Origin of the sequence: Brevundimonas sp. UBA5936 (genome assembly GCA_002430835.1) — a bacterium.
GTDB lineage: Bacteria > Pseudomonadota > Alphaproteobacteria > Caulobacterales > Caulobacteraceae > Brevundimonas.
In genome coordinates this window covers 1-6834 of record DJDA01000079.1, presented here as the reverse complement: position 1 = coordinate 6834, position 6834 = coordinate 1, and the positions used below count along the sequence as shown (strand labels likewise).

Below are 6834 nucleotides of genomic sequence, written 5' to 3'. Positions count from 1 at the left end.
GATCAGCAGCACCAGCATGACGTCCACCAGCGGCGTGACGTTGATCTCGCTCAGCGACCGCTTGCGCGCGCTGCGACGGCCGCGGCCGCCGCTGGAGCCTCCTGCACCACCCATGGCCATGGATCAGGCGCTCCGGCGCAGGTTCAGGTCGGACGGCGGCGGCGGCGGCGGCGGGGTCGCCGGCGCGCCAAGACGCCGCGCGATGGCCGACTGCAGATCGTCGGCGAAGGCTTCCAGACGGCCGGTGAACTTGCCCGCCGACACCGAGAAGGCGTTGAAGGCGATATAGGCCGGGATGGCCGCCGCCAGACCGATGGCCGTGGCGAACAGGGCCTCGGCGATGGCCGGGGCCACGGTCGTCAGATTGGTGTTGCCCGCCGCCGCGATGCTGTCGAAGGCGTTCATGATGCCCCACACCGTGCCGAACAAGCCAATGAAGGGCGAGGCGGTGGCGACCACCGACAGCACGCCCAGGCCGTGCTCGACCTTCTGGCTCTCGCGGGCGATGACTGAATCCAGCGCCCGGTCGATGCGGGCGATCAGCATGGAGCCTTGCGTGTCCGTCATGGCGCCGCGCGTGCGCGCCTCGCGCCAATCCTGCAGCGTCAGCACCAGCATGCGCGGCAGGGGATCGACGGGCTGCGGCCCCGCCTGGGCGGCGACCTCCTCCAGCGAGCGGCCGCTCTCGACCTGCTTCTCGAACTCGGTCGCGCGGGCGTTCATGCGCGAGAAGCGCACCGCCTTGTCGATGATGATGGTCCAGGACCAGACCGAGGCCGCGGCCAGGCCGATCATCACCGTCTTGACCACCCAGTCGGCGGTCATGAACAGCTCGATGGGATTCAGCAGGGAGGCGTCGGCGGGCGGAGTCATGCTTGGTCCTTGGCGGAAAGTCCGTTCATCCGCCTTTTGCACCGGGCGGACGTGGCGGTTTCATGGCGGCGGGTCTAACGGGCGTCGCGCCCGGCGTCACGAGGGCGCCCGCTGACAACCTCGTTATTGCGAAGCTTCACCGGAGAGCCAGGGCGTCACCAGCTCGACCAGCCGCTTCGTCGGACGGCGCGGGCGCCCGTCCAAATGGATGCAGACAGCCGTCACATCGGCCCGGCACAATACGTCGCCGTCCCGCTCAACCGTCTGGCGGATGATCAGGCGCGGCCCCTTGATCGCTTCATAGCGGGTGCGCACCACCAGGGCGTCGTCGATCCGCGCGGGCTTCAGGTATTTGATCGCCAGGTCCGACACCACGAAGGCCAGCGGCTCCTCCTGCTCCAGCAGGTCTACATGCCCTACCCCCGCCAGACGCAGGAAGTCCGACCGCCCCCGCTCGAAATAGCGGACGTAGTTGGCGTGATAGACCAGGCCGGTGAAGTCCGTGTCTTCGTAATAGACCCGCACGGGCAACAGGTGATCGCGGCCGTCGAAGCGGCCGGCGCTGGGTTGGTCGGTCATGGTCTCAGCTCTTGCCGGAAGCGGCGGCGGGCGCCGGGGCGTCGAAGCCCGGACAATAGCGCGATTTCAACGTCGCGAACTCGCCGGTCAGCGGATCATTGCTCATCAGGATGCGGTTGGGCCGCGAAACAAAGGCCACCGCCTCCCGGCTGCCCTTCAGTCCGGCATAGCCGCAGGCGGCGCGACCGCGCCCCGACTCGACATGGCGCACTTCGGCCTGCGGTCCCATCTGCTCGCGCACCTGATCAAGGGCGCGTTCGGCCGGGGTCGTCTGCCTCGGTCCGAAATGCGCGCCCTGCATCAGGGCGTAGACGCTGAAACCGCCCAGCACGACGACCGCCGCGCCGAGCACGACGATCATCCGGTTCATCCTGCGGGGATGCGCCAAGGGCCGCCTCCTTATGGGAAAGGGAGGATGACCGGCTTTACCGCCGAGGTGAAGTCTTTTTGCGAAAGATTCGCGTCTCTCCGCATTACGGACAGAGCGACGGCGGCCGACGTTTGGTCAGTCGCGGTCGTAGAGACGCAGCACGGCCAGGGCGCCGATGGTGGTCAGCACGCCCAGTGCAAAGGCGCCGACCAACGAGCTTGTGGCCGCCGCGGTCGACACCGTGACGGGCCGCTTGGCGTACCACTGAACGATCTCGCCGGCGTGGGCGTGGTCGATGCCCTCGTCATAGGCTTCGTCCAGATAGGTGTCGTCGGCGGCGGCCATCGGCGTCTCCAATTCATGCCTGCGCATAATCCCCGGCGCGTTCGGGCGGTTCCCCTCTCGTGACAGAGGAAGCGGCATCCAGTAAAGGGCGCCCCTCAGCATATTCGACATCTGGCGAGCGACTCCATGGCCGGCCATTCCAAATTCAAGAACATCATGCACCGCAAGGGCCGCGCAGACGCGGTCCGTTCAAAGCTCTTTTCGCGCCTTTCACGGGAAATCACCGTGGCGGCCAAGTCGGGGATGCCCGACCCGGCGATGAACCCCCGGCTGCGTCTGGCGGTGAACAACGCCAAGGCCGAATCGATGCCGAAGGACAACATCGAGCGCGCCATCAAGAAGGCCTCGGGCGGCGAAGTCGATGCGATGGAGGAGATCCGCTACGAGGGCCGCGGCCCCGGCGGCGTCCAGGTCATCGTCGAAGTCCTGACTGACAACCGCAACCGCGCCGCCTCGGGCGTGCGCTCGGCCTTCGCCAAGAACGGCGGCGCCCTGGGCGAATCGGGCTCGGTCACCTTCATGTGGGACCGGGTCGGCAAGATCCACTATCCGGCCGAAGCGGGCACTGAAGACGCCGTGATGGAGGCCGCCATCGAGGCCGGCGCCGCCGACGTCGAGAGCGACCTGGTCAAGCCCGACATCTACGAAGACGCGCCGGGCCACACCATCTGGACCGCCTTCGAAGATCTGAACGAAGTGGCCGAGGCCATGTCCAAGGTGCTGGGCGATCCCAAGTCGACCGCCATCGTCTGGAAGCCGCAGTCGGAAATCGACCTGACGGGCGATTCGGTCGGCGTCCTGTTCAAGCTGCTGGACGCGCTGGACGGCGAAGACGACGTGCAGCAGGTCTATTCGAACGAGAACATCTCGGACGAAGACGCAGCCAAGTTCGCGGGCTGATCCGCACGCAATGACCCTGACCCCGGCGCCGGGCCCATGCGGGAGCGGCGTCGGGGGCTCAGGAACCGGACCTGAGTCCGAAGGCTTCTTAAGGCGCAAGCCCTGCCGAGAGGAGCCGGCCCCATGGACATCACCCAGCTGATCCTGGACGACCATGCCGAACAGCGCAGGCTGTTCTCGCTGATCGAGCAGATCGGCGCGGACAATGTCGAGGCGCTGGAGGCGGTCTGGGGACGGCTGTCGGCCTTTCTGGACGCCCACGCCGAGGCCGAGGAACGGCATTTCTATCCCGAACTGCTGAAACTGGGCGAAGGCGCCAACGACGCCGAGGACGGCACGGTCCAGGGCGAGACCGAGGACGCCATCGAGGATCACAACAAGCTGCGCGACGCGGTCAAGGCCGTGGCCGGCCACACGGTCGGCAGCCGCGCCTGGTTCGACGCGGTCGGCGCCGCCAACGTCGTCAACTCCAAGCACATGGGTGAAGAGGAGCGACAGGGGCTGACCGACTTCCGCCGGAACGCCGACCTGCAGACTCGGCACGATCTGGGCGTGCGCTTCGCCGCCTTCCAGGCCCGCCACATCACCGGGGTGAAGCCGGTCAACAAAGACCCCGAAGCCTACGTCGAGACACATGGCTGACGCCGCCTGGCTGGAAACCGTCGTCCTGCCCATCGCCGGCGCCCTGATCGCGGGCGGCCTGATCGGATTCGAGCGCGAGTGGCGCGGCCGGGCGGCGGGGTTTCGCACCCACATCCTGGTCAGCCTGGCGTCCTGCCTGCTGATGCTGGCGGCCATGACCCAGGCCGACTGGGCCTTTCGCGCCCTGCCGAACGAGAACATCGTCACCGACCCGACCCGCATGGCCCACGGGGTGCTGACGGGGATCGGCTTCCTGTGCGCCGGGGTGATCTTCCGCGAGCGTTTCTCGGTGCACGGCCTGACCACGGCGGCGTCGCTGTGGACCACCTCGGCCATCGGGGTGATGTTCGGGGTCGGCCTGTGGAAGCTGGGGCTGATCGCGGCGGGGGCGACCCTGTTGGTGCTGGCCATTCTGCGCTTCCTCGACGCGCGCCTGCCGCACGTCGGCGTTCTGGACGTCACCCTGCGCTGGACGCGCGGCGCGGCGCCGGAAGAAAAGGCGCTGCGCGCCCTGCTGGCCGAGAACGGGCTCAGCCCCACGCGCATCGGCCATGTCGTCAGCCCCGACGGCCAGATCCACGAACAGCACGTCAAGGCGCGCGGCCCCATGCCGCTGAAGGTCGACGCCCTGTCCCGCGTCCTGGCCGACCAGGCGGGTCTGGCGGGCTTTTCCGTCATGCCGAGGGATGACTGAGCCAACGACTGAGCGCCCGGTCATTGTTCGCTAACCCTCTTTGGGGCAATAGGAACGGATGGCGAACGAAACGACTCGGATCCTGGGGCTGGACCCCGGCCTGCGCCGCACCGGCTGGGGCGTCATCGAAAGCGAGGGCAGCCGCCTGCGCTGGATCGCGCACGGCGTCGTCGCGCCCGATGAAAAAGCGCCCTTCTCCGAACGGCTGCTGCATCTGCTGGAGCAGGTGGGCGAGGTCTGCGCCGCCTATAACTGCGACGAGGCGGCGATTGAGGAGGTCTTCGTCAACGTCAATCCGGCCTCGACGCTGAAGCTGGGCCATGCGCGGGCGGCGGTCATGCTGGCCCCGGCGCGGGCGGGTCTCAGCGTCGCCGAATACGCCCCGACCCTGATCAAGAAGGCGGTGGTGGGCGCCGGGCAGGCCGACAAGAGCCAGATCGCCTTCATGGTCAAACGCCTGCTGCCCGCCTCGGGCGATGTGAAGGCCGACGCCGCCGACGCCCTGGCCGTAGCCGTCACCCACGCGCATCATCGTCGCTTCAAGGCGGTCGCGGTACGAGGCGCGGCATGATCGGTCGTCTGCGCGGAATCCTGGCTGAGGTCGGCGAGGCGGAGTGCCTGATCGACTGCGGCGGGGTGGGTTATGTCGCCACCTGCGGGGCGCGGACGCTGGGCCGACTGCCCGCGCCGGGCGACGAGACCCTGCTGTTCATCCAGAGCCAGTGGAGCCAGGACCAGGGGCCGCGCCTCTACGGTTTCCTCAGCCGGGACGAGCGCAAGGTTTTCAACTTGATGCTGACCATTCAGGGGGTGGGGCCGAAGGCGGCGCTGGGCGTGCTGGACGTGCTGCCGCCCGCCGAACTGGCCGCCGCCGTCGCGCGCGAGGACAAGGCCGCCGTGGGCCGCGCCAACGGCGTGGGCCCGAAGCTGGCCCTGCGCATCGTCACCGAACTGAAGGGCAAGAGCTTGAGCGAGGGCGTCTTCGCTCCGACCGCGCCGGGCGTCCACGCCGAAACCGCCGTCGCCCCGCCGCCGCCCAGCGTCACCGGCGAGGCGGTCGCCGCCCTGCTGGGCCTGGGCATCGCCGAGGTCAACGCCCGCCGCGCCGTCGATCACGCCCTGATCAAGCTGGGCGAGGACGCCGAACTGCCGCTGGTCATCCGCACGGCCCTGCAGGAGCTGGGACGGTGATCCGAGACGTTTTTCATGCGCCGCCGATCTTGTTCAAGGCGGGCGGGCCGGCGTATGCCGGCGCCCCATCCTCCATCGCAAGGTTTGAAAATGAACAAGAAATTGCAAGTCGTCCTGGTCTTCGTCGTGGGTCTGATCGCCATGGCGGTCAGCTATGCCCTGTTGAAGCTGTAGGCCCGTTCGGCATGGGAGCGGCGCAATGACGGACAACCGGCTGGTCGCTCCCGATGCAGCGCAGGGCGAGCCGTACGACCGCGCCCTGCGGCCTCAGACCCTGTCGGAGTTCGTCGGTCAGTCGGCGGCCAAGGGCAATCTGAAGGTCTTCATCGACGCCGCCCGCGCCCGCTCCGAAGCGCTGGACCACGTCCTGCTGTTCGGGCCTCCGGGGCTGGGCAAGACGACCCTGGCGCAGATCGTGGCGCGCGAACTGGGCGTGGGCTTCCGCGCCACCTCCGGCCCCATCCTGGCCAAGGCGGGCGACCTGGCGGCCATCCTGACCAACCTCGAACCGCGCGACGTCCTGTTCATCGACGAAATCCACCGCATGGCCCCCCAGGTGGAGGAGATCCTCTATCCGGCGATGGAGGACCATGTGCTGGACCTGATCATTGGCGAGGGGCCGTCGGCGCGCAGCGTGCGCATCGACCTGGCGCCCTTCACCCTGGTCGGGGCGACGACGCGGGCGGGCCTGCTGGCGACGCCGCTGCGCGACCGCTTCGGCATTCCGCTGCGGCTGGAGTTCTATACGCCCGAAGAACTGACGGCGGTCATCCGCGGCGCGGCGCGCAAGATGGGCGCGGCCATCACCGAGGACGGGGCGATGGAGATCGCACGCCGGGCGCGCGGCACGCCGCGCATCGCCGGGCGTCTGTTGCGGCGGGTGCGGGACTTTGCGGACGCCGAGGGGGGCTCTATCGACCGGCTGGCGGCAGCGCGGGCGCTGGCGGGGCTGGAGGTGGACGAGGCGGGGCTGGACAGTCTGGACCGCCGCTTCCTCAAGGCCCTGATCGAGAACTACGGCGGCGGGCCAGTCGGCATGGACACCCTGGCCGCCGCCATCGCCGAAGCGCGCGATGCGGTCGAGGACGTGATCGAGCCCTACCTGCTGCAACAGGGCTTCATCCAGCGCACCCCGCGCGGCCGCATGGCCTGCGCCCGCGCCTATGAGCAGCTGGGCCTGGAGGCGCCGCAAGCGCCGCCCGCGGCCGCGCCGGACCTGTTCGGCAAGTAGAGGCCGCCC

General features: G+C 68.8%; 10 protein-coding genes and 1 pseudogene. 6 read left to right on the top strand and 5 right to left on the bottom strand.

All coding sequences use genetic code 11. From position 1 onward, the window contains the following. The 5 genes and pseudogenes from B2Y21_RS07505 to B2Y21_RS07485 form a co-directional block, all read right to left on the bottom strand. Positions 1-120: pseudogene (locus tag B2Y21_RS07505) on the bottom strand (protein TolR); the annotation flags it as partial. A gap of 3 nt (positions 121-123) precedes the next feature. Then, positions 124-873, bottom strand: a complete 750-nt coding sequence (gene tolQ, locus B2Y21_RS07500; RefSeq protein ID WP_292058550.1) for a protein TolQ — start codon at positions 871-873, stop codon at positions 124-126. A 123-nt stretch (positions 874-996) separates the two neighbouring features. Continuing rightward, on the bottom strand, positions 997-1452 hold the full coding sequence (gene ybgC / locus B2Y21_RS07495) for a tol-pal system-associated acyl-CoA thioesterase (RefSeq protein WP_087140880.1): 456 nt from the start codon (positions 1450-1452) through the stop codon (positions 997-999). A gap of 4 nt (positions 1453-1456) precedes the next feature. Next, entirely contained in the window at positions 1457-1840 is a 384-nt protein-coding gene (locus tag B2Y21_RS07490) for a hypothetical protein (RefSeq protein WP_234287621.1), read from the bottom strand. A 117-nt stretch (positions 1841-1957) separates the two neighbouring features. Continuing rightward, positions 1958-2167: a hypothetical protein gene (locus tag B2Y21_RS07485; RefSeq protein ID WP_087140890.1), complete on the bottom strand. Its 210-nt coding sequence runs from the start codon at positions 2165-2167 to the stop codon at positions 1958-1960. A 126-nt stretch (positions 2168-2293) separates the two neighbouring features. Here B2Y21_RS07485 and B2Y21_RS07480 point away from each other — a divergent pair, with 126 nt between their 5' ends. From B2Y21_RS07480 to ruvB, 6 genes are all read left to right on the top strand, one after another. After that, positions 2294-3067, top strand: a complete 774-nt coding sequence (locus B2Y21_RS07480) for a YebC/PmpR family DNA-binding transcriptional regulator (protein WP_128116262.1) — start codon at positions 2294-2296, stop codon at positions 3065-3067. Positions 3068-3190: 123 nt separating this feature from the next. After that, positions 3191-3709 carry a hemerythrin domain-containing protein gene (locus B2Y21_RS07475; protein WP_292058534.1) on the top strand — a complete coding sequence of 173 codons (519 nt, stop codon included), beginning with the start codon at positions 3191-3193 and terminating at the stop codon, positions 3707-3709. Next, positions 3702-4403: an MgtC/SapB family protein gene (locus tag B2Y21_RS07470; RefSeq protein ID WP_292058531.1), complete on the top strand. Its 702-nt coding sequence runs from the start codon at positions 3702-3704 to the stop codon at positions 4401-4403. Before B2Y21_RS07475 ends, B2Y21_RS07470 begins: the two co-directional genes overlap by 8 nt. A gap of 58 nt (positions 4404-4461) precedes the next feature. Then, the gene (gene ruvC, locus B2Y21_RS07465; protein ID WP_292058527.1) at positions 4462-4974 is read left to right on the top strand and encodes a crossover junction endodeoxyribonuclease RuvC; all 513 of its coding nucleotides are present in this window, start codon (positions 4462-4464) and stop codon (positions 4972-4974) included. Next, positions 4971-5594 (top strand): Holliday junction branch migration protein RuvA, encoded by a 624-nt coding sequence (gene ruvA / locus B2Y21_RS07460; protein ID WP_200215631.1) that lies wholly within the window; start codon positions 4971-4973, stop codon positions 5592-5594. Before ruvC ends, ruvA begins: the two co-directional genes overlap by 4 nt. 199 nt (positions 5595-5793) lie before the next feature. Continuing rightward, the gene (gene ruvB / locus B2Y21_RS07455) at positions 5794-6825 is read left to right on the top strand and encodes a Holliday junction branch migration DNA helicase RuvB (RefSeq protein ID WP_292058520.1); all 1032 of its coding nucleotides are present in this window, start codon (positions 5794-5796) and stop codon (positions 6823-6825) included. Positions 6826-6834 lie beyond the last annotated feature (9 nt).